This window comes from Sphaerochaeta associata (genome assembly GCF_022869165.1).
In the GTDB taxonomy this organism is placed as follows: Bacteria; Spirochaetota; Spirochaetia; order Sphaerochaetales; family Sphaerochaetaceae; genus Sphaerochaeta; species Sphaerochaeta associata.
Map to the genome: position 1 here is coordinate 2348165 of NZ_CP094929.1, position 21506 is coordinate 2369670.

General features: G+C 40.2%; 15 protein-coding genes. 8 read left to right on the forward strand and 7 right to left on the reverse strand.

Going from position 1 to position 21506, the window contains the following annotated elements; all coding sequences use genetic code 11:
* Positions 1-38 precede the first annotated feature (38 nt).
* Complete coding sequence (locus MUG09_RS10875) at positions 39-1049, reverse strand: recombinase family protein (protein ID WP_244771451.1); 1011 nt, start codon at positions 1047-1049, stop codon at positions 39-41.
* A gap of 267 nt (positions 1050-1316) precedes the next feature.
* Here MUG09_RS10875 and MUG09_RS10880 point away from each other — a divergent pair, with 267 nt between their 5' ends.
* The 7 genes from MUG09_RS10880 to MUG09_RS10910 all read left to right on the forward strand — a co-directional run bounded on the left by MUG09_RS10880 (position 1317) and on the right by MUG09_RS10910 (position 6562).
* A complete protein-coding gene (locus MUG09_RS10880; RefSeq protein ID WP_244771452.1) occupies positions 1317-1799 on the forward strand; it encodes a nucleoside/nucleotide kinase family protein in 483 nt (160 codons plus the stop codon).
* Positions 1800-1823: 24 nt separating this feature from the next.
* Positions 1824-2489 carry a hypothetical protein gene (locus tag MUG09_RS10885; RefSeq protein WP_244771453.1) on the forward strand — a complete coding sequence of 222 codons (666 nt, stop codon included), beginning with the start codon at positions 1824-1826 and terminating at the stop codon, positions 2487-2489.
* A 42-nt stretch (positions 2490-2531) separates the two neighbouring features.
* Entirely contained in the window at positions 2532-3191 is a 660-nt protein-coding gene (locus MUG09_RS10890; protein ID WP_244771454.1) for a hypothetical protein, read from the forward strand.
* Positions 3192-3200: 9 nt separating this feature from the next.
* Complete coding sequence (locus tag MUG09_RS10895) at positions 3201-3893, forward strand: AbiTii domain-containing protein (RefSeq protein WP_244771455.1); 693 nt, start codon at positions 3201-3203, stop codon at positions 3891-3893.
* Positions 3894-4112: 219 nt separating this feature from the next.
* Complete coding sequence (locus tag MUG09_RS10900) at positions 4113-5027, forward strand: DUF7662 domain-containing protein (protein WP_244771456.1); 915 nt, start codon at positions 4113-4115, stop codon at positions 5025-5027.
* The gene (locus MUG09_RS10905; RefSeq protein ID WP_244771457.1) at positions 5017-5565 is read left to right on the forward strand and encodes a hypothetical protein; all 549 of its coding nucleotides are present in this window, start codon (positions 5017-5019) and stop codon (positions 5563-5565) included. Before MUG09_RS10900 ends, MUG09_RS10905 begins: the two co-directional genes overlap by 11 nt.
* Positions 5566-5617: 52 nt before the next feature.
* Positions 5618-6562, forward strand: coding sequence for an HNH endonuclease signature motif containing protein (locus MUG09_RS10910; RefSeq protein WP_244771458.1), 945 nt, complete (start codon positions 5618-5620; stop codon positions 6560-6562).
* Between the two features lie 374 nt (positions 6563-6936).
* Here the strand turns inward: MUG09_RS10910 and MUG09_RS10915 are convergent, their stop codons facing one another.
* Positions 6937-7947: a recombinase family protein gene (locus tag MUG09_RS10915; protein WP_244771459.1), complete on the reverse strand. Its 1011-nt coding sequence runs from the start codon at positions 7945-7947 to the stop codon at positions 6937-6939.
* Positions 7948-8352: 405 nt separating this feature from the next.
* Here MUG09_RS10915 and MUG09_RS10920 point away from each other — a divergent pair, with 405 nt between their 5' ends.
* Positions 8353-9624 carry a hypothetical protein gene (locus MUG09_RS10920; protein WP_244771460.1) on the forward strand — a complete coding sequence of 424 codons (1272 nt, stop codon included), beginning with the start codon at positions 8353-8355 and terminating at the stop codon, positions 9622-9624.
* A 206-nt stretch (positions 9625-9830) separates the two neighbouring features.
* On the opposite strand, the gene MUG09_RS10925 is transcribed toward MUG09_RS10920, so the two are convergent.
* From MUG09_RS10925 to MUG09_RS10945, 5 genes are all read right to left on the reverse strand, one after another.
* On the reverse strand, positions 9831-10517 hold the full coding sequence (locus MUG09_RS10925; RefSeq protein ID WP_244771461.1) for a S1 family peptidase: 687 nt from the start codon (positions 10515-10517) through the stop codon (positions 9831-9833).
* Positions 10518-11314: 797 nt separating this feature from the next.
* A complete protein-coding gene (locus MUG09_RS10930; RefSeq protein WP_244771462.1) occupies positions 11315-14326 on the reverse strand; it encodes a DEAD/DEAH box helicase in 3012 nt (1003 codons plus the stop codon).
* Between the two features lie 84 nt (positions 14327-14410).
* Entirely contained in the window at positions 14411-15469 is a 1059-nt protein-coding gene (gene mcrC, locus MUG09_RS10935) for a 5-methylcytosine-specific restriction endonuclease system specificity protein McrC (protein ID WP_244771463.1), read from the reverse strand.
* Positions 15466-17856, reverse strand: a complete 2391-nt coding sequence (locus tag MUG09_RS10940; protein ID WP_244771464.1) for an AAA family ATPase — start codon at positions 17854-17856, stop codon at positions 15466-15468. The genes mcrC and MUG09_RS10940 overlap by 4 nt, the downstream gene beginning before the upstream one ends.
* A gap of 507 nt (positions 17857-18363) precedes the next feature.
* Positions 18364-21498 (reverse strand): type I restriction endonuclease subunit R, encoded by a 3135-nt coding sequence (locus MUG09_RS10945; protein WP_244771465.1) that lies wholly within the window; start codon positions 21496-21498, stop codon positions 18364-18366.
* Between the last annotated feature and the right edge of the window lie 8 nt (positions 21499-21506).

Genomic DNA, 21506 nt, shown 5'->3' on the forward strand with positions numbered 1-21506 from the left:
ACTCGTATCTTCACCAATACCGTTGATTCTTATGCCTATTAGTTTTGGGGTTCAGGGGTTTTCTTTGCCCTGGCCACAACCTTCTTGGAGCTGTAATGGGTGCTCTTTCGGACTTTGTTCCCGTGCTCATCGATCTCGATGTTGGAGCGCTTTGCCTTCAGTTTCTGTACGCGCTTGAACCGTCGCTCATGGATGATTGGGAGGTGATGGTTGCGTGACCGATGGACCTCGAAGGGGTCACGAACGGTTCTCTTGGTTGAAGGAAAATCTGCCGACTCGGTTTCTCCATAGACTGAGGTCCCGGTATATTTCTCATTGGTGAGGATGTTCTCGATCGTCTTTACCGGCCATTTCTTCTTTCCGGTGGGAGTAGGAACTTTAAGAGTTTCCAGTTCCTTCTTGATCCTCACGATACTCCAGCCTTGCTCGTACCAATCAAAGATCTTCAGGACTATTCTGGCTTCAGCAATGTTGAGGATGAGGCCTTCCTCCTCATTACGATCATAACCATAGCACCTTCGTGAGAATGCAGGAGAATCAGGATCCATGGTACTTCTTCGAAGACCCCACTTGATGTTCTCACTCTTGTTCTCACTCTCAGCCTGGGCTATGCCCGCATGGAGTGTGAGCAGCAACTCCCCTGCCTGGCTGAGGAGGTGGATCTGCTCATTGTAGAAAAAGACATCAACCTTCAGTTCCTTGAGACGTCTGAGAGTTACCAGGAAATCCACACAGTTGCGTCCGAACCGGCTGATGGACTTGGTGTAGATCATGTCGATCTTGCCCGCCTCACAGTCGGCCAGCAGGCTCTGGAAGCCCGGTCTGGAGCTTATGGTCCGTCCCGACTTGATATCGGTATAGGTACCGACATATTCCCAAGCGGGATTCTCCAGGATGTCCTCCTTCTCGAAGTCCATCTGGGCTGAAAGGCTGTGCAGCTGTCGCTCCATTTGTGTGCTCACACGACAGTACAGGGCGACACGGAGACGCTTGAAATGCCGCCTGGCTGGTATGACATGTATGATGGGCTTTCTCTTCTCGTCGGGCATAACCTGTTCTGTATAACACGGATTGAGGGATATGGATAGATTTGAGAAAACAATCTTGAGAGGACCTCGAATTGATACTTTTATTGCCCAAACATTTACAGCTGGGATTTCTTGGCTTATAGTTATTCTGATCATAATGGCCAAATCCACTGCACACCTTAGCACCTTCTAGATATTGATTCGGACATAAAATCTTCAATCACCCGTTCTACTGACTTGCTGATCATCGAGTTGAGTAGCTGCTATATAATTGGAGGGCAAAAAGAAGTGGATAAAAATCAGAAGAAACTAATCATCCTTCAAGGTAATTCAGGAGTCGGTAAAACCACTACACTGCAAAATGCGATTCGTGAACTTGTGTTCAATCACGATTTTATGATTACCGAAGAGGAAGCTGGAAGAAAAGATCGAAGAGTGGTACTAAAGCACAAAACAGACCTCCTGGTTTCAATTTGTACTAGTGGAGATACTCTTGAGATTATCGAGGGAAATTACCGATTCTTCATTTCCCACTGTTGTGATGTCATGATATCTGCTTGTAGGATTAACACCGAAACTCACCTCAACAATTCTAGAACCAACTTGATGAAGACTGCATTAATCAGCTTTGCTTCCGGATATTGGGAATCGGATGAAGTTCATTTCAATGCAGATAGTGCTAATGTCAAACAACTCACACTTCTCTCACACGAGGAAGAAGACATTATGATGGGTAAAATCATTCAAGAAATATCCATTATCAAGAATTAAATTTAATTTCACGGAGATGAAGATATGTCAGCATTAGTTTATATTCTACAAGAAACCCAAGTTGTATTAGCGATGGACACCTTGAGTTCGAAATACACAGAAGCTGGACTAAAACCGTTTAAATTTTTATCGAAGATTTTCCCTCTCATGCATATGAATTCTATACTATGCGGAACTGGAAACTTCCAACCCATACTCAAGTGGTTTGAATACATTGAATCAAGCATTGTTGCATACGGAATTGTTCAACTAAACCGGCTTACCGAGTTGTCAATAAAAGCCTTTATGGAAATTGAGAATGCAACCGATGAGCCTACTACACTTTATCAATTTGGGTTAAGCGAGATTGATGGCAAATTCTATGGATATGCCTATAGGTCTACCAACAATTTCGCTAGTGAAGAGCTGCAATATTCCATTGGGGTAAAACCTCAAGACGCTTTTAATTCGATTAAGGAACTTTCCAAATTTATTGAAGGAAATATTGATCAGGACGTCCTTGCTTCTCTCCTGTTAAAGCTAAAAGAGTATGATGACAATCTTGGCGATATGCATCCGGATAAAGTTGGCATTGGAGGACAAATGGAAATCTGCATTTTGCAAAAAAATTCATTACAAATCGTGAGGCAAGATATTTTCCCCGATTGTGAATCTGTCTATCAGGAAATTCTCGCTGGTTGTTCTTCTTGACATGAGTAGGCTGTAAAATCAGGTGAATCGAATTTTCACGAGATGATCCAAGATCAGAAGAGGATAAAAATGCTTTCAAACTTTCCAAAATCAAATATTTCAATAACCAATAGAGACGGTGAAGTACTGTACCAAAATATTAAGGCTGTTTTTGCTGACAATATGTTCTTGATTGAGGACATAAAACTGATTTTTGAGGAAGGGGATATCATCGAGAAAATGCTTCCTAATGGCAGATCTGAGCGATACGAGATTCTTAAAACTGGATTTACTGAAGGCTTGAGCACAATCCCCGCCCACTTCCAAACCAAAGTCAGGAAAATCATCAAACACAAGGCTGAAAATATTCAAGGCTACACTCCGAGCATCATCAACAACACTTATTCTGGGGTTGCAAATTTACAGGTTCAACAAAACACTCATAATTCATCACAAGTTATGAACATCAAGAACGGCTTGGACTATGAGCAGATTGAACTTATCCTCGAACTTCTTAAGTGCGATAAGTTAAAAAATGAGATTCCAGCTGAACGATTGAGCGAGTTTGAAAAGGCCAAGGATGACCTTGAATCTGCTATACAAAGAAAAGATCCTAAAGAAAAAATCAAACCTGTCCTTTCCTTCATTAAAAATCTTATTTTTACATGCGGAACTTCTGCATTGTCTGCAATGGTAGTAGATCAGATTTCAAAGATAATTTAGGAGAAACAAATGGATAACAAAGGAATAGTGCTGGAGCTTCAGAGGGAAGCATTGGACAATTCCTCTGACATCGTAGGCCTATTGAGAAAGGCAAAAATTATTGCTTATAAATTAGGCCTTGAAGATCTCACTGAATGGGCGACAAAGGAGGTAGGAGGATACACTTCAACTGACCTAGCAGAAACCATTCCGAGATATCGACACATATCTGGTGGAACTATCGAGTTTTTTAATCCATATCGTGGTTATTGTCCGACATATATAGATGATGCAGAACTATTAAAAAGACTTGATAGTTGTATCATCTATTTAGGAATTCCCAAGATAACCTCCTATCTTAAAACTGAGAAATCCAGCATATTCCGCTACACATTTACGCCAGATGCACAGAAGATACTTAACAGTATTAGCACCACTCCATGTGATTTTAGCTATTCAGTCAAATATCCGGTGAATTGTCTATTTCAGATTCTCGAAGACGCCCGGAACGTAATCATCGATTGGACATTGTTGCTGGAATCTAACGGGATTCTCGGTATCGACTTTTCATTTTCGGATAAGGAAATTGGAATTGCAGCATCTAAAAAGAGTATTGTAAACTATTACACGACTAACGTTTTCCTCAATTCTTCAAATTTTCAAATCCAACAGAATTCTACAGAAGCCAAACAAGTATTATCCATCTCGGATTTATCTAAATAGACTATTACATTCTAATAGATAGTTTAAATTAGATTATTCATCACTAAAATAAATTAGCAAAAACACACATGATATCATCTTATAGATCTCATAATCAAAAACATCTCATTTGAAATATTAGATAAAGTTTATTTGAAATTTTCAAAATTAAATGTTATTCATAAAATTTGAATTGAAACTTACTACAAGTATAAATATTCTTCAAATAAGGAGTTTGAGATGGATATCAAGGATTTCAAGAAAAGAATTTCAAGCAATATTAGAATTTTAACTAAATGGTATGACTATAAGATTGGTGCTCTGGAAAATGATGCAGGAGTCTCTCCTGGATATGTTTCTCGCCTGTCCAAAGAAGATTCTTTATCCTCCATGCCATTAATTGACTTGCTCGTCGAGACTTCAACAAAGTTCAAAGTATCTATTGATTCATTAATCTATTCGGATTTTACCAAGTTCGCTAATGAAGATAAGAAGAGACTGTATTTATTTAGTGAAACACTATTGTATTTAACCGATACTAGCCAACTTTTATGGAAGAGGAATGATGAGAAGCTGGTCTCGGAAGATGAGGTCGTTGGCAGCTACCTTGTTCAGTATAACAACGAAATTTCCTTCTATATTTTTGAATTGGAGTCAGTTAATGAGGAATGTCCTGGTTATTCATTATGGGTGGAAAACAGAGAGAAGAAAACAAATGTTGTTATAGTCAATTCCCCTGGTCCTGCGCTCTACGAAATCCTTGCCAGACTATATGAATCCGCCGGAGCAAGTGCAGATACAGTCTTTATTGATGAATCCGCAGACAGTGCAATCAGGTGTTTTATGGCTGAAAATGGAAATGTATTAAAGAATTCATCCGAACTTAAAAAGTACAAGCCTTTATTTGATAGATTGAACGGTAGAAAAGAAGAAGAGATAACATTAACCTTCTTTGATATTGAGCAATGCTTAGGGTTTTCTCTTCCTGCAAGTGCTTATAAATATACATCATTTTGGGCAAACAACACCAATGGACAACATCAGCATTGTAAATCTTGGCAGGATGCTGGGTACAAAACAATAGATGTTCCGAAAAGCATTATCAATCAATACATTACATTCAAAAGTATTAAGGAGCCGAATCATGAGATTTAAGAAAGCGGTTACAGTCATTATTGCTCTCTTGTTGGCGAATTTTGTGTTTGCCCAGGAATATACTACCTATGCAGCCTCGTCAAATATCAATTCACAAGGATATAGAAAAACAGACCCTGTTTGGATTTTGAGTAATGCGAATAACTTTCTATGGAATAGGATTGTTGAAGAATCCGTGAAGAATGAATTTGAGAAACGGAATATCAATGTATTTTTAACCACAGATCAATTCGATTTGGTTGATGCTGCAGAGAATGAGTATGAGGCCTTTTATAATGCCGTTTTACAGTCCCAAGCAACATTTATTCTAGAAATCGGTATAGAAAATTTTAACACATATGAATATGGTGGAGGAGTTGCTAAGTTCGATGCGGTTGGAAATTTGGTGCGACTTGATGCCAACATAACCACATTGAAGATTGGACTCTCCACAGAGGCTGATAAGAATGACATGTTGTCGTTCAATGCCACTCGTAAACCAAGTATAGAAAGTATGGCAAAGGCATTGGTAGACGAATATATGCGTTATGCCAGATAACTAAACAACGACATCACAGATAAAAAATTCCTAAACGATTGGAGGTAATTAAATGATTACTGTGGATACCTATGTCAACGAACGTGAATGTGAATTTAAAGGTGAGAAGTATATTGTCCGAGACAATGGCGCTGTTATGCGTCTTTCGAAGAAAAACTATCGGAAAAGAAAGTTAGACAATAAGTGGACATTTGGAGTTGGAGATAAAACAACTGGTTATCTCAAATTTAGCAGCATCCCAATTCATAGAATTATTGCTACTGCTTTTCTTGGAAGTCCCAAAGATAGTAATTACGTTGTGGATCACATCAATACAAATCGGCAAGATAATACTCCGGGAAATCTGCGATGGGTTACGAGATTTGAGAATGTCTTTCTAAACCCAATAACTTGTAGAAATCTGGAGATGCTAACAGGACTTACCATTGACGAGATAATTCAAAATCCCAAAATACTGGAAAACTATAAGGTGTCGAAAAATATAGCTTGGATGAGAAAGGTGAACTCTGAGGAAAGCCGGAACTGCTATCAAAATCTTATGAATTGGGCTTTGAATTCAAAGATTGGGCCTTCAAAAAAACGAGGCATAATTGGAGAATGGGTTTATCAAACAAGATATCTTCCTCCTAAAGAAGATACCATGGAACATAGAAAGGTGGATAAAGTCTATCCATGCTGTCCTTCCGACAACGAAGAGAGATCCTTGGAAAACTATCAAAAAAAGCTCCAGTACGGAACTGTCTTTTTAGAAACATCAATCACGAAGTATATTACTGTTGAATCTACCATTTTTAATAGAAAACTTATTATTAGAACAAGAGATGTGAATGATCAGGCTCTTAAACCGTGGTTTGTGTCCTGTGTGACTCTAGAAAATGGCAGATTTCAACATGAGTTGGTTAAATCTTGCTTTGTAGAAGAAGGGTCAAAGGAGTTCTTTGACATCATGCAAGATAAACCCTGGGAGTCTAATCACTCTTTTGACTATATGTGCTGAGTCAAATGAACACACGGTCTTAACATTGAAAACTATGGCATTCCCATGAACTGTTAGGTTGTCTTCTATGCCCTGTTTATGGTATTAAACTGGTTTATAATAAACACTACAATAGCACAGCCAATCCTCTATAAAACATATAACGGAATATTTCATTGCATTGGATAAAGATATTTAACCTATAAATCATCAATGACAACTTGCCCATGATACAAGATTACCCTATGCAAGTATTTGTTTTGTAAACACTTATTTTTTCGTTATTTTACCAGTTTTTCAGGATTTTTTATTAATTTAGACTACTCAATTTCGTCAATTTTTACCAAAGATACGTACACTCGTATTTTCAACAATACCGTTGATTAATATGCCATTTAGTTTTGGGGTTCAGGGGTTTTGTTTGCTTTTTTCACAGCTTTCTTCGAGCTGTAATGGGTGCTCTTTCTGACCTTGTTCCCGTGCTCATCAACCTCGATGTTGGAGCGCTTTGCCTTCAGTTTCTGCACGCGTTTGAACTGTCGTTCATGGATGATGGGGATGTGATGGTTGCGTGACCGATGGACCTCGAAGGGGTCACGAACGCTTCTCTTGGTTGAAGGAAAATCAGCGGACTCGGTTTCCCCGTAGACTGAGGTACCGGTATATTTCTCATTGGTGAGGATATTCTCGATTGTCTTCACCGGCCATTTCTTCTTGCCCGTTGGTGTAGGAACCTTCAAGGATTCCAGTTCCTTCTTGATCCTCACGATACTCCAGCCTTGCTCGTACCAGTCAAAGATCTTCAGGACTATTCTGGCTTCAGCAATGTTGAGGATGAGTCCTTCCTCCTCATTACGATCATACCCATAACACCTGCGGGAGAATGCCGGGGAGTCAGGATCCATGGTACTTCTTCGAAGCCCCCATTTGATGTTCTCGCTCTTGTTCTCACTCTCGGCCTGGGCTATGCCTGCATGGAGTGTGAGCAGCAACTCCCCTGCCTGGCTGAGGAGGTGGATCTGCTCATTGTAGAAAAAGACATCCACCTTCAGTTCCTTGAGCCTCCGAAGCGTCACCAGAAAATCCACACAGTTGCGTCCGAACCGGCTGATGGACTTGGTGTAGATCATATCAATCTTCCCCGCCTCACAGTCGGCCAGCAGGCTCTGGAAGCCAGGACGCGTGCTGATGGTCCTACCAGACTTGATATCGATATAGGTACCGACATATTCCCAAGCGGGATTATCCAGGATGTCCTCCTTCTCGAAGTCCATCTGGGCTGAAAGACTATGAAGCTGTCGCTCCTTCTGCGTGCTAACACGACAGTACAAGGCAACCCGGAGACGCTTGAAATGTCGCTTGGCTGGTATGACATGTATGATGGGTTTTCTTTTCTCGTCGGGCATGATCTGTTCTGTATATCATGGATCGAGGGAGAAGGATAGTTTTTTGCTGTCTACAAGAAAAATTAAGATAGATTTGATTTCTGCATATTGTGGTGATAAACAGCCACTAACAATCTTCATCCCTCATCTTGTAGAAGTTTGTCACAATCAATCGCGAATAATCCATTGAAAAGAACTAGGGCTGTGGATTGCCTACCTGTTACCCTATTTCGGGAAATCGCTCTGGACGTATCATTCAGCGATTTCTGTGGAAAAGTGAGAAGCCTACGGAACTCCCGGTCAGTATTTTACATCAATATTATGCAAGCGTTTCTGAATAAAAATCACATTTTCTGAAAGTACTCATTTGCGATATTGTTCATCAGAGTCTATACTTTTCATTAAGACTTTAGACGGAGCCGTAAAATGCCCTATGAAACCGAAGATAGGCTAAGAAGTTATCTTGATACTTATCAGCAAGGAAGAGAGCAATTGTGTCTTGCTGTATTACAAACTGATAGGTCCTACTCAGACATAAGACCGAGACAACCAAAAGGTGGACGCGATGGCAATCGTGACATCCAAGCAATTTACAAAGGAGAACAAGTTGCATTTGGGGCTGTTGGATTTGTAAATGGAGCGAATGATTCAAGAAGTCAAAAAACAAAAATTCAAAATAAATTCAAATCGGACCTTACAGGTGCAAAAGAAGAATGCAAGGACCTGAAAATATTTGTTTTCTTCACCAATATTATATTCACCGTTGGCGAGAAAGAGAAACTTGAAAAACATGCAAAGGATGCAGGAATTACTCATTGCGATATTTATGACAGAGAGAGAATTCGGATTGCCTTGGACAGTCCTGATGGTCTTGCTGCTCGTTATCAATATCTTGGACTTAAATTATCCGACACAGAACAACAAGCCTTTTTTAATCGATGGGGTGATGATATTCAAACAATGATTTCCAATAGATTCAGTGAAATGGATACGAAACTCAATAGAATCCTGTTCTTAGAAGAATCCAAGACACCCCTTATTTATTTTTCAATCGGGTTTGAATTGAAACGGAAGTATGCAGCAGAGGAATTTGGGAATTATAGGGTGTTCTGCAGTTTAATGATGATTGAACCGAAGTTGAAGATTGCTGGGTTAAAATTTGGTTCATCAGATGCTTCATTGGATTCCAGCAATAGTGCTTGCTTGAAAAAAGGGAGAGGAATAAAAGATTCCATCAATACTTGGCAATGGATAGAAACCACCAATGAAGAAAATCTTAATCTTGAATTAGAGAGAAATGGTTCTGGTATAGGTGTAGCTGAATTAGGTGGATTGTTTATAACTTACGAAACTGGAAGCTTTATCAGGTTGCGCCCTACAATCTCAATGATTGACTTGAATGATGCCACTTTTGTAATTTTTTGTAATAAAAAATTTGCAGAGAAAATAAAAACAATCAGAATCTATTCTAATGATTATTTTTTACATGAGATAGATAACTTGAAAATTGACGAGTCCGAATTTGAACCAAATTTGCCAATTAGTTTTATTGAAGAGGATTTGTCAGACAAATGGGTACGAATAAGACGAGCAGATGGTTTGGGAGCTACTTTTCATTTGGATTTTATTAGATTCACTCCAAAACGCTTGTATGCACCTAACGTAGTTTACGAAACCACAACAGAAAGGGAAAAATAGTGTTTTTCAAATCTCTGCAAGAAATTTAAAATTATATTTTTTTTGTCAGTAGTATTTCGAGTATGTGAAAGCCCCTCTTAGGTATCGAAAGACATTTGGGGTAGCATCTCAGAAAAGCCTAACTTTTCGTCCGCACCTCCAGTAGTCTCCATTCATTCCTACCATGCAGTAATGGCTTATTAGAGAAAATACAATTTCAAGAAAACTTAGTTCTTGTTTGTAATATCCTCAAGCACTTTCATGTACACTTGAATTTTCATTGCTTCAATTGTACTAGTTCCATCAAAATAATTATTTATTCCAATTAATTTTAGTCGATTATTATCAGTAAGCCACACTCCTGAACCGCTCATTCCACTTGGATGTGGAATATTACTATCGCTCCAATCTTCAGGGTATCTAATAAATATCTTGATTTGATTAATGCGTCTAGCATCATACTTCATTGTATTGTTCAATTTTGCTTTGCCATATAATAAGGTATATTTTACTTCACTACTTTTAGGAACAAAATGGGATCTGGAAGAAGGGTACCCCAAAAGGAAAACTTCCTCTATTTCTTTGAGGTTTGGAAACGCAATCATGTTCCTGGTAATAAACTTATAGTTTTTAAATTTGCACACATCTGATTCATCGATCTTAAAAATTGCAATGTCCAAATTTTTATTATACGTAAGGTTTCCATTGATATTAATCATTTCTTCGCCAGATGGTATATGAAATCCCCACTCAGTCCCAAATTCCTCTAGAACATGGTAAGCAGTGAGAATATAGGACTGCCCCTCATGAGTGTATAACACACCAGAACCTTCGTATTGCGCTTGATCTTGACCATCCTCGTTCTCAATTTCTTTCAAAATCGGCAAGGTATATGTTTCTATACGTTCTTTCATGTATGGCTCTTTACCAGTATTGGGTTGGTTTACTTTCAGGATAGTATATCACTGTTTTCCATGAACCCAAAACGGTATAGTGATCGTCGCTCATTTAGAATTAGTGTGAGATATTCAATATCATCACTGAAGAAATCTTTTGTGGTCGGTAGGCTAATAGCATGACTAGGATCTTACAGGATGGGTGACTGTATTCTAAGGGGAAGACAGGGGTGAAAAGCCTCCTGCAGGACTTGCCCCCATACCGCAAACTCATTAGTTGTGATTTTAGTCAATGACATAATAATTTCAACTTCGATGATATTGAATCAGAAAACCCCTGCAATATTCAATGGCAGCAATTGTGTAAAATACCCAATCCTTTACATTGTATAATTTTATTTAGACTATACTTCATCAATGACAACCTGCCCATAATACAAGATTACCCTATGCAAGTGTTTATTTTGTAAACACTTAATATTCTGGATTTTTTCCAGATTTTCAGCTTTTTTTAATAATTTAGACTACTCAATTTCGTCAATTTATACCCCACGTACGCACACTCGTATCCTCAACAATACCGTTGATTCTTATGCCAATTAGTTTTCGGGTTTGGTGGTTTTCTTCGCCCTACTCACGGCCTTCTTGGAGCTGTAGTGGGTGCTCTTACGGATCTTGTTCCCGTGCAGTGCTCATCGATCTCAATGTTGGAGCGTTTTGCCTTCAGTTTCTGAATGCGCTTGAAACGGCGCTCATGGATGATTGGGAGGTGATGGTTGAGTGATCGGTGGACCTCAAACGGGTCGCGAGCCTATTCATAACGAACAGATGAGTCTTGATTCAATACTATTTGTGTCCATCAAATAAGATTGGGTTGCTATAAGCATATTTTTCATCTGGATAGATATTTTCGTCTTACTCACACCTGGCTGGACGAGAATAATTGACAAATCAAGGCTCTTATCAATGAGCGACCTCTTCATGGTTCTAAAGTCATTACTTGACCCCTTTATAAACCTATTCTCTTTTCCCTTACTCCTCCTCAATAATTGTTTTAGTAAATTCGTTGATGCATTCTTCCACTTAGCAGAAAGTCGGGCTTGACCACATAATTCGTATAAATCTTTTTTCCTAGCCCCTGGCATATCCTCACTACTGTATTTGCAATGATAAAAGCATGCTCTAATGGAGTCATCAGTATCTTTCAAAGCAACAATATCTGCAATTTCTCCGCATCCATCATCAAGGTACAAGACATCCCATAAGTCTTTTTCTATTTCGAGAACTTTATATTGAACAGAATCAATATTATTCTTTTCTGGAATATATGATTCACTTCTAATATTCACTCCATCCCAATTCCAGACTTCTAGATAATCTTCATCAAGTTCTATCTCACTAGAGATTTCTTCAATCGGCACATAATATGCCCCAATCAGAAAGCTAAAATCAGCAAAAATGATTGATGGTGGGTTATCATTCAATAAAGCCTCAATACTCGAAATATAATTTCCTTTCTTTATTTTAATATCAGTTAATAATTCTAACCTTTCAAATCTGAAACCTGAATTGTCTAGAGTCATTTTAAGAGGTACCTTTGCTCTGTTTCTCCCGATAAGCATTGAAATAATAAGATGATATTGATTATACCCATCCTCCAGTTCAGGCTTAAGTTCTGTGTCAAAGATATCAATCTCTTGATTGTCAAGAATCACACTGTATTGAGATTCTCCCTTCTCAGAAATCAAATCAGAGTTTTGTTCAACACAAATTATACCAATCGGAGGGAGTTCTTCAATTTTCTTTGGTTTCAAAACACCCTTCAGTATTGATTCAACCGAGATACTTGAATCTGTTAATTTTTCACCACATTGCTCAGCCCATCTTAAAAAATTATCCAGATTATCTTGTTTAAAAGACCAAATCCTTCCTTTTGCGGCGGCTCCTATTGTTTCTGGACCGCAACCCTCATAACCGGTTCCAAATAGGTTGGACTTTTGACTTGAATGTCTCAATATGTATGAGAGGCCATCTTCCACATTACTTCCAATAAAAGATTGATAAGTAATGCTTCTATTCCCCATCATCTTCTTCAAACCAACATTCGATAATAACAAGCGCTTCATTCCACCAAATACTCTAAAATTGAATTCAGGGTCTATGGTATACCTTGATGGTACTATAGCTTTTGCAAGGTCAAATTCATTTATTCCATGTTCTGAAGAGTTAACATAACACAACTTACGTGTACGATCGATATATACCAAGCTATAGCCCCATCGAATATCTGTACACTCTGGCCCCGACATCCAATTTATTCGCATGGACTCTTTGGAAAACGAGATTAGCAGATTCTCATCATTTGTAACGTAAACCGCTGGATCGCCTTTTAGAACAACTCCCCAATTATTAATATTAATTGTGGAATCATCCGAATATCCAAATACTCGCATGCTTACAGTTGGTTTAAATATGGATAGTAGATGCGTTAATTCTAACTCCTCATCTTCGTTTTTCACGAACCGTTCAACTAGTTCCTGAAAAGAGGTTCTCCTCAGAACAGCATATCTAGATAATTCTGGAAGAACTTTATTCCAATCTGCATTCTCAATATATAATTTTTGCAAAGCAGGAATGAACGTTTCGTCTCCTAAATTTGCTACAAATTTAGCTTCTCCTAAATTTGCCTCACTTCTTGTGATTCTACCTATAAACTGCAGGGTAATTGGCAATGACTTGTACTGATCATGTAATGCAGCAATTTTTAAATTTGGTAAATCTATACCTTCCCCGAACATGTCAACAGATACAATTATTTTTGCTTGCTTTTGAGCAATCAACTCCATCGCATGTTTGGGTTTCAATTTTTTTCGATCTGAAGTGACAAGTACAGGAAATAAATCGGAGTCTTCAGTAATGTTATAGAATTGATCATATAGAAAATTCGCTCTATCAATTGTGTTTGCTCGAACTAGCAGCATATGATCTTTTCCAGCTTCACGGTCAGAGCGTAGCAATGAAAGGGCTTTTTTTGCTATTTTCTTATCAGCACTGTTTCGATCATATTCATCTATTGGATGAAAATGAATCTTTGTGAATATGCCATCCCTCATTGCGTGTGATAGCGGGTAATTATAGATAATTTTCCCAAGAATAAGTTTTTCATCTCGTCTGAATGGGGTTGCTGTGAATTGGAGGATTCTTTTCCCAGCGAAGGCATTCCTGATCTTTGTCCATGTCGGAGCTGTGGTATGATGTGCTTCATCAAAAAAGACTGCGTCATACTCACTAATCAAATCATGGAATTCCTCCTGCTTTTTTTTCGAGATCATCGCAACTGTAGTTACAACCACATTGTTGTTCCTAAATATTTCAAAACATTTCTGGTGTGAAACTGGCCAATTTTTCAGCTCGAATACGTTGGGTTTTATTACACCTCCTTTTAGTAATCCGTATCGGCTTAAGATTCCTAAATCCTCAAATTTACTCGCTATTTGAGATCGTAATAACGCAGTTGGTACAACAACTAGAACATGTTCTAAGGATTCCCAAATCATGCAGGCAATCATTGTATCGGTTTTTCCTGAGCCTGTGGGCATTACAATTATTGCTGGCTTATTGTCATTGATAGACCAATGAGCTTTTATTGCACAGATAGCACCTATCTGTGGTGTCCTTAGCCCCTTAATTGGATGTTCACTATCACTCAGACTCTCCTCACGCAAAACCAAGCCTTCATTCCATGACTTAACAATAGATGATGTTGAGGAAACATTTTCAAATAACTCTGGTTGCTGACTTGTTAGGAACGAATTTACTTTTCCCATTCTATTGACTCCTGATGAAAACGAATAGGTAAATCGGGGTCTTTCGCTTAAGTAAAATCGATGTTTCCAACATCAATACTTAATTCATGCTACCCCGAAGTATTCCTCCACAATTGCATTTAGCTGGTTAGCGATAACTTGGAATTCGCTGTTCAAATCTAACGTCTTCACACTGATTTTGTTCCCACTCATGCGGTACCCAGCATCCGGCTGGATCATTTCATCCGTCTTTGCATATAGAAGCATTCCGGCCACTTCGTAAGGTTTGTCGCCAATACTTGCAGTCTTGTTCTTCACATACGTAAATATCTGATAAAGGTTGCCGGAATGGATGGTATGCTTATCATATTGGGACTGGGTGGATTGTGCCCAAAACTTGGCATCGATGATAAGAATCTTATCTTCGTGCGACAGTGTAATATCGCTTTTCATTTTCGGGAGCATGGTTTCGAATCCGTCATCGAGTGCCCAGGGAATTTGAGAGGCGCTCGCTTTTAATCGAGGGTATTTCTTGCTGTAATACTCAAGGATGAATTTTTCATATAACTGGAACATTTTCTGTTGATCCACGTATGAGGCCAACTTGTATGCTCCCTGATCAGTTGACAGGAGCATGCCCTCGAGGATGAACTGGCAGAGACCTATCAGCATCCGGTAGGTGTTGTTGTTGCGATGGAACCTTAGGTCAAACCACCGTATCGATGATGGCTCGATGGTGTCCACATTCGAGAAGAACAACATCTCCTTTTTCAGCTCATCCTTGTATGTTGTCTCTACATTGGCATGACGCAGGAGGATCATAACGGTAGTTTTCAGGATTTGGTTGAGTTGGTTGTTCTCAGTCAGCTCATCGTATTCGCAGGTCAACACCTGTTTGTGTTCAACCTTGTTTCGGACAGTTCCTGGCATGTCGATCTTTCCACGCATCACTGCCAGATCTTCTGTGAAATTCTGATACTCCCGATACAACCCCTGCTTCAATTGGAGTCCGATACCCTTTGCCAAGATGGAAGCAAACAGATTATGGATGTTGTCGAATTCTTCCTTAGCGATGTCCTCAAAGTTTTCCTGATGCAACGCGGTGAATGCGTAGGACAGCATATAGTAGATATTCTTGATAAAGACATTCCCATATTTCTTCATTGGAACACACCGAGCAGCAGACTCTCCCACCGCTGCAGTTTATTGGGATCATCGAACCAGTATTCACTCAGCATGGGAAGGATTTCAAACTTGACTACTGATTCAAGCCACTCTTCAGAAAATTCATTCTGACCGCAGAAATAGCTGTGGCCGATGCAGAATCCTTTGCCCAGTGATTTGTCCAGCGAGATTTCCTTATTCAATTCCTTCACCCTGGCCAATAACTCATTGAGAGTCTCTTCATCTAAGGAATCCCGATACCGTAAAAAACCATCCGAATCAAATCCCGGTTCAAGTTCAAAGAAGCTGAAACGACGGCGAAGGGCGTAATCGATCATAGCGAGACTACGATCGGCCGTATTCATCATGCCGATGATATACAGATTCTTTGGAACAAAGAATGACATCCCGTTATACGCTAGCGTCACCTTAGCCCCCCGGTAATCACGCTCTAACAACATGAGGAGCTCTCCGAAAATCTTGCTTAAATTCCCCCGGTTAATTTCGTCTATAATGAAGAAAAACTCTTTGTTAGGTTGGTTGGCGGCCTTCTGGCAGAATCGGTAAAAAATCCCAAACTTCAGCTCAAATTTGTCCTCCACCGGCTTATATCCCATCATGAAATCTTCGTATGAGTAGCTTTGGTGGAACTGTACAAACTCGATTCGGGTATCGTCCTTCTCTCCGATGATAGAATACGCAAGACGCTTTGCAGCGAAAGTCTTACCCACTCCTGGGGGGCCTTGGAGTATGATGTTCTGCTTGTTCTTCAAGACTGCTACCAGTGTATCGTATCGGTTTTCTGGCATGTATACTTCCTTCAGAAAGTCATTTTTCCCATAGGCCTCGACATGGTCCTTTGCAGCAACCGGATTCTCCTCACGTATAAGATCCATTATGAAATCAAATTCCCCGTTGGTGAGCTTGAAAAGGCTACCCTGCGGATTCCTGAAATATTCCATCCTCTCAAGCTCGGGACACTCTTTTAATGTTTGGTAGTCAATCGGTACGGAAAGGCCTTCGATCTTTTCAAAATAGATCTTCTCACCATCCTGCTCAGCGACAACCTTCCCGAGCGCAACAATCTTCTTGATCGGATTGGATTCATACCCAATGATTTGATCTCCTGCTTTGGCATCCAAGAAGTTCTGAAAAATACGACGTTTATTTCCGTTGTCGTTATAGAGTGTATATGACTGTTCCTCCCCCACAGCGATATCTGAGAAACTCCAGATCTTGGGATTTGCATTCAACCACCAATAGCCGTGTATATCTTTCCCATCAGGCGGGGTAGCATATAATGCTACCTTGCTCAAATCGACTTTATCCAGGGCAACGGCTAGTTCATCCCTAAGTTTCCACACAAAACTGCCTTGATCATCTTTACTTGCTTGACGGCCAACATAGAGTATCGGCCACCAGCGTAAGTTCTCATGGTCGTCTTTCCTGTGAGGACAGCCTGTTTTTTCGGCTATACGACGAGCGAGGGAGACCGACCCGCTATTGTAGAAATTTTTATTCTCTCCATATTTAGTCTCAAGTTGAGTGCATGTTGCCATACCACCGTAATCCTTAAACCTCTTCATGATCTCAAGACTGCTAGGGGTAAAGATCTCTTTGTCATTGAGAAGCTCAATCCATTTTTCCATTGAAATTTCTGGTGAGTACTCTACGGGGATCCATGAATCATCTGAGATCAAATCCTTCTTTGAATAATAGCGGCTGATGTAGAAACCAACATCGATGGTCAACGTCTTTAATTCTGGATCCGGATAGCAACTGGGAGTCAAGTGCTTCTCAAGAAGATCTACCAATTCCTTGTCTTTATGCAGTTCGTTGCAGATTTCGTTATACAGCAGAATGCTGTTTCGAATATTGTCGGCATATGCACCTTTTTTGAATCGGTAGTCACTGGACAACTCGTGGGCTACAGTCTTCATCTCTCCAAATTTATAGATGTAGTACTTGTCCGGATACCTGAGCCATAAATACGTACTTATTGCGTTTTCATTCTGATAATGTTGCTTCGCTCCTTCTCCATATTTTTCAAGCAGGATGGCAGATTGTGTTTTAAAAGCTTCAATGCGCTCAAAGACTTCTTCGTTTTCATCGAACAGTGCAATGAACATTGCCCGAACTTCCTCAGGAGCCCGAACAGCAAACTCTTTAATCATGTTGGAGGGAAGAAAGTTCATTGAGGCGAGCAGGTTCTCTGTCTTGGCAAGCGAGTTTGTCAGCATGGAGGCAAAATCTACTGAGTTCACCTCCCAATTGTCTTGGAAACATTTCACAGCTTCCCATTTATATTTCTCATCAGTCCATTGGGTGGTTGCGAAATCCTGTTTATACTTCTCTAGTACAGTTTCCAAGTGAACTTTGTCAATCATGCTACGACTCCTTCTTCTATACGCGTACGACAGCCTTTTAGAAATTGGGTTCCTTAAAAATCCAGAAATCTACCAATGTATCGTCATATCGCTGTAGAGCAAGGATGAAGAACCTAAATACGGATACACCACCATATTGCGAGGAGACTTGTCGGGCATTACACGTTCCGAGTTAGAAAACTATTTCTTCCAGCAGATCCGAGGCTTCTCCTTTCAATCATCACGGGTTGTGGAAAACCCATACAAGATTTTAACACAGAAATGTTTATAGAGGTGATTTTATTCCCTTCCAGTAATTATAAAGGCAATCCCAAATTTAACCCTAAAATACTGCCACAACATCGTCTTCGTTTTTTCTTCACTGAATGTAATTTCATTCTAGCCAAGACCATGTTATACACATATCTTACAGTAAACTTCAGCAATCACCTTTGTTTGTTCTCTATCATTATGTAGCGCAAAATCCGGAAATGAGACTTTTTTATGTTTTTTAAGTCGAAATACTAATCAAACTTCAAACCCACCTTTAATGATAAACTCCCTCAGGAGCTTGTCAATTTTCGCATTGACTCTGTACTCCTTGATTTTTGTTTTTTCCTCACTTTCGAAATATATTCTTGCTTTCGTCCTATCTACAGTGCTTTTCAAATCCTCGAATCGTCCATACTCATTGATATTTATTGCTGTCGTTCGGGGCTTCATAAGTCTCCTCAACTTTCTCTCATCCAAACCGAATACCGAAGCTAGCTTGTGTATCTGATCGTTCTTGATCCTTGCCTGGTATTCAACTACATAATCCCTAAATGATTTCCCTGTCTCGATAATAACGCTCCCTCTTTGGACATCGTGCAAAAAAAGAGCTGCATACTTTTGTTCTTCCTGCGTAAGTGCGGCAAATGACTTGTGAAGGTCGTCCAGTGTTTTCTGCTTCTCTTTCTCATCGCCTAGGTTGAGAGCTTTTAGATACTTCTCGAACCGTGAATCCATGTATTCCCTATCAATCCTTCCGGTATCAATTTCCGTAAGGTTTCCGTCTATCGGATAGGGAATCTCATCAGGGATTCCTCCCCCACCGCCATCACCATTGAAAAGTTCCTTGTATCGTTGTGCAAGTATGAGATATTCATTTTCATTGAACGCCACCCTAAGAGTTTTCTTGTCATCACCCTCGCCGAAGGAATATATGGATTTTTCCCACACGAATCCCTGTACTCTTGCAGCTTCAAGGTAATCATTCAATTTCTTGAAAAGAGATGCAAACTTCGCCTTCTCAGAATTGCTGTCAGGGAGCTTTTCACGATCTGGAATTCCGGCTTGGATGAAAAGATCGGAAATCTCTGCATAAATAGAATTCAGCTTCTCCAAGTTCATATCCAGCTTTTCGACGAAAAGATCGAAAGGTCTGTCACCAGAATACAGTTTCACTGCCTTCTCAATATTCTTTCCCATCGTGTGGGGTTGCCTGTAGTATCTGATAGTCCCAAAAGGCTTGTCTTGACCGAATATCCGGTTAGTCCGAGAAAATGCCTGGATGATATTCTCGTACTTCAACACCTTGTCAAGGTACAAGGTGTTCAACCATTTGGAATCAAACCCCGTAAGCATCTGATCCACAACGATCAAGATGTCAATCTGCTTCTCAGGGGTCCGTTCTATCAACCGATAAGGATCCTTGTGGGCTAGCCTGTTTGCAATATCCTTTTTAAACTTACCATAATTGGAAAGGGTAAAGTCTTGGCCGTATCGAGCATTGTAGTCCCTTACGATCTCAATAAGACCCTCCTCCTTGAATTCAGACCCCCCGTTATTATCTATCCCAGGATCGAAAAGACAGGTCACTTTCACATATGATCCCGCCGGCTTCAACAGCTTGTAGTAGGTGATTGCCTCGTTTATACTACTGGTCGCAAAGATCGCATGAAACTTATACCCATGACTTAAGGTTAGCCAATTTTCAAGAATATCTGTGACTACTGTTTTCTGATGTTCGCTGGAAAGATATTGCGATTGGGGAATGTAGTCCTCGATCCCCTTGATTCGTCTTCCGTCCGCAGTTAAATAGCCCACCATGGGAACATTGTTCATGTAATGGTAATAGATCCTGCTTTTCTTTGGATTCATCACCGCCTCAGCTTCTGTTGCTGCTTTTGCTTTATCCAATGCAACGGATTTCCTCAGGTCCTTATCCCTAAACGTAAGCACCTTGTATGGATCAAACCCAAGGACATTCCGATCACGTATCCCGTCTGCAATACTATATCTGTGAAGTTCATCCCCAAATACTGTAGACGTAGTGCTTTTCTTTTTTTGGTTATCGTCGAGAATCGGAGTACCTGTAAACCCGAAGAACATTGCCCTAGGAAAGGTTTGCTTTATAGTCAGGAGCATCTGCCCAAAAGTGGAACGATGCGCTTCGTCCACGATGATCACCATCCTCTTGGAGTTGATCTTGGCCAAGTCCCTGGCACCGATTCCATCATCATTGATCCTGCTCATCTTCTGTATCGATGTGACTATGAGTGTGTCAGCGGGATCAGTACTTTTCAATCTCGATATTAGAACATAGGTATCCTCTGTTGCTTGGACATCCTCAGTTTCGTTTGCGAATGCTCGGTATTCCTTGAGTGATTGGGTTCCAAGTTCAATCCTGTCCATGAGGAACACTACCTTATCGGCATCCTTGGAGTTGGCTATCAGCTGGGCAGACTTGAAGCTTGTCATGGTCTTCCCGGATCCTGTTGTATGCCAAATGTACCCGCCCCGCATTTCTCTTCCATCCCAGAGGGCTTTCGAGACGCGATCCGAGATCGCGCTAGCTGCATAATACTGGTAGCTCCGCATTACCTTGAGAATGCCGTCGGAGCCATCGGCCACAGTATAGAAGCCAATCAGCTGATGCGCCATCGGTATTGAGAGGAGCGAAGATGCAATATCTTGCCATCCATTGATCGGCTCATTATTGAAATCCGCCCAGTGAAAGTAATAGTCTTTGACAAAATTCCCTTCAGGACCCGGATTTGCGAAGTAAACCGTCTCGTTCGGCTCCATAGCTACAAATACCTGTATAAGCGAGAAGAGTCCTGAAAAAACTCCCTCGTATGCATACTTTTCAATCTGGTTGTACGCTTGACTGACTGAGATACCGCTCTTCTTCAATTCGATATGGATCACGGGCATCCCGTTAATCAACAACATCAAATCACCCCTTCGATCATTAGCGACGGCCTCACATGAGGGAAGGTCTGGTTGTTGTGCTATTTGATACCTGCTTTGTCCAGCTGCAATCTCGTTGCGGTCATATATTTTGAGGCTAATTTCCTTTCCAAGGTGCTCTATATCATTCGGGTTGTCTCGCTTGATGGAGACGGTCTTGCCGTTGATGAAACCATTCAGCCTGAGAGGAGTTCTCAAAGCCACGATTTGTTCCAGTATCTGCTGCATCTCACTATCGGTCAGTGGGTAGCCATTAAGCCTATCACGAATCATATTGTTGTTATTAAGAATACGTCGCCAGTTCTCAACCAGATCTTTCTCAGTTGGATGCTTGATTACTTGATGTTCCCATCCTTTCCGGGAAAGGACTTCTATGAGAGCCTCTTCAAATTCGGATTCCTTCGTGAATACTGTAGTAGCTTGAGGCATATTTATAA

Excerpts from the sequence above, each read along its gene's own strand:
- MUG09_RS10890 (WP_244771454.1), top strand. The coding sequence starts at position 2,532 with ATGATCCAAGATCAGAAGAGGATAAAAATGCTTTCAAACTTTCCAAAA.
- MUG09_RS10920 (WP_244771460.1), top strand. The coding sequence starts at position 8,353 with ATGCCCTATGAAACCGAAGATAGGCTAAGAAGTTATCTTGATACTTAT.
- MUG09_RS10885 (WP_244771453.1), top strand. The coding sequence starts at position 1,824 with ATGTCAGCATTAGTTTATATTCTACAAGAAACCCAAGTTGTATTAGCG.
- MUG09_RS10925 (WP_244771461.1), bottom strand. The coding sequence starts at position 10,517 with ATGAAAGAACGTATAGAAACATATACCTTGCCGATTTTGAAAGAAATT.
- MUG09_RS10945 (WP_244771465.1), bottom strand. The coding sequence starts at position 21,498 with ATGCCTCAAGCTACTACAGTATTCACGAAGGAATCCGAATTTGAAGAG.
- MUG09_RS10905 (WP_244771457.1), top strand. The coding sequence starts at position 5,017 with ATGAGATTTAAGAAAGCGGTTACAGTCATTATTGCTCTCTTGTTGGCG.
- MUG09_RS10915 (WP_244771459.1), bottom strand. The coding sequence starts at position 7,947 with ATGCCCGACGAGAAAAGAAAACCCATCATACATGTCATACCAGCCAAG.
- MUG09_RS10895 (WP_244771455.1), top strand. The coding sequence starts at position 3,201 with ATGGATAACAAAGGAATAGTGCTGGAGCTTCAGAGGGAAGCATTGGAC.
- MUG09_RS10940 (WP_244771464.1), bottom strand. The coding sequence starts at position 17,856 with ATGATTGACAAAGTTCACTTGGAAACTGTACTAGAGAAGTATAAACAG.
- mcrC (WP_244771463.1), bottom strand. The coding sequence starts at position 15,469 with ATGAAGAAATATGGGAATGTCTTTATCAAGAATATCTACTATATGCTG.
- MUG09_RS10910 (WP_244771458.1), top strand. The coding sequence starts at position 5,618 with ATGATTACTGTGGATACCTATGTCAACGAACGTGAATGTGAATTTAAA.
- MUG09_RS10930 (WP_244771462.1), bottom strand. The coding sequence starts at position 14,326 with ATGGGAAAAGTAAATTCGTTCCTAACAAGTCAGCAACCAGAGTTATTT.
- MUG09_RS10900 (WP_244771456.1), top strand. The coding sequence starts at position 4,113 with ATGGATATCAAGGATTTCAAGAAAAGAATTTCAAGCAATATTAGAATT.
- MUG09_RS10875 (WP_244771451.1), bottom strand. The coding sequence starts at position 1,049 with ATGCCCGACGAGAAGAGAAAGCCCATCATACATGTCATACCAGCCAGG.